Here is a 1,558-nt window from a genome sequence, read left to right as displayed (position 1 = left end):
GACGCGCACGTTCTTCGCCGGAAGCCCGGCCGATGGCGACTTCGAATGCGCCGCGGTCTGGATGTTTCTCTACCAGTGCGACGATTTTGTCGATGATCTTGCGATCCTGTGCGCTCAGCTCATCGTAAGCGATGGCGGCGCTCACCATATGGCCGGGCCGCGACCAGGCATGCGCGGCCGAGCACGGCAGGGCCAGGGCGATCAGCAGAGCGGCGATTGGCTTCATGGGAGAACCGCAACATTCCAGAGCCACATTGTTACCTGGAGTTCGCGCCGCCGGAAGCGGCGCGAACTCGAACCAGTGTGGCATGAAATGCCAATCGCGTTGTCAGCAACTATTTCAATCCCATGCAGCTCGCGTAGTAGGTCACGGTTGCCGGCCAATCGGAGAAAATGCCGATCACGCCGACTTTCTTGGCCAGCACATCCAGTGCTTTGTACATGTCGCTGTCTTTTTTCAGCGCGCGGCCGGTCGGGTCGAAGCTGTAGTAGAAGCCGGCACCGACACCGCCATTACGCAGGTCGGCGCGTTCGAACGACCAGGTGATGATGTCGAAACCCTGGCCCTTGATGTCCAGCGCGTATTGCGACGGCACGATCTGGTTGGCATCGTTCACCGCCAGCAGCACGCCGATGGGCGGAGCGATGATTCTCACGCCTTGTTTCTTGAGCTGTTTCAGCTCATCCAGCGTCAACCGCGGGAAGCCGGACGCAGGATCGACATCGTCCAGATAGACAGCCTGCTGACCGAAGCGCGGCTCGTACTTGATCCAGTACAGCACGTCACGCACGTCGAAGGACTGCGGCCAGACATCGCGCGGCTGCACGCCGGCCGCTTTGAACTCATCGATCATCTTTTGCGCGTAGTTTTCCTGACCGCCGAACACGGTGAGCAGGCGCTGCGGATCGCCGGACTTGAGTTCCGGGGTGTGTTTGACGCCGAGCTTTTTGTTCAGCTCGATGCTCTCGCGCAGAGTCAGCAACGTGCCGCGCCCGGTGTACAGATCCGTGCGCCACGAAGCGGTGCCGCCGAGATAGCCTTTAGCGGTGGTCGCGTTGGGGTTGGACGCATCCATTTTGCCTTTCAGCGTCTTGAATTCCGCCAAGGTGATATCGCTGGTACAGCACTTGGGACTCGAGCCCTGGCCCGACCACGGCACCGTGCACTGACCGTTCAGCGGTGTGTCGACGATGTTGGTGGTGGTGTGTAGATCGCACTCGGCGTGACGGCACACCAGCTCGCCGTCCTTGGTGAAAGTCACATCGCATTCCACGACGCCCGCGCCTTGACGCGCGCCGGCTTCATACGATTCTTTGGTGTGCTCGGGAAACTGCAGCGGGCCGCCACGGTGAGCGATCGAGAAATCGGTCTTGTAGAACGGGCCGTTCTCGCAGCGTTGCAGTTTGTCTTTGAGGCGGCTGTCGTCGAGGCCGTCGATCAAATAGAACGGCCGGTCGCCGACTTGCACCGAGCGGCGCGGCGACCGATCGTTGGAATCATGACGGTCATTGTCGTCACTACGACCAGAGTCGCCGGCCAGCGCGGCAAACGAGCAAA

At 60.8% G+C, this 1,558-nt stretch carries 1 protein-coding gene and 1 pseudogene; both read right to left on the bottom strand.

Translation table 11 applies throughout. From position 1 onward, the window contains the following. A pseudogene (locus tag JNL55_RS33105) lies at positions 1-226 on the bottom strand (hypothetical protein); the annotation flags it as partial. Between the two features lie 109 nt (positions 227-335). After that, positions 336-1,558, bottom strand: a 1,223-nt coding sequence (locus tag JNL55_RS33100) for a glycerophosphodiester phosphodiesterase family protein (RefSeq protein ID WP_293864866.1), incomplete at its 5' end; no start/stop codon positions are given.

Source organism: Steroidobacter sp. (assembly GCF_016790065.1).
GTDB lineage: Bacteria > Pseudomonadota > Gammaproteobacteria > Steroidobacterales > Steroidobacteraceae > Steroidobacter.
The sequence above is the reverse complement of the archived record's forward strand: the minus strand, read 5'-3'. Positions and strand labels throughout refer to the sequence as shown.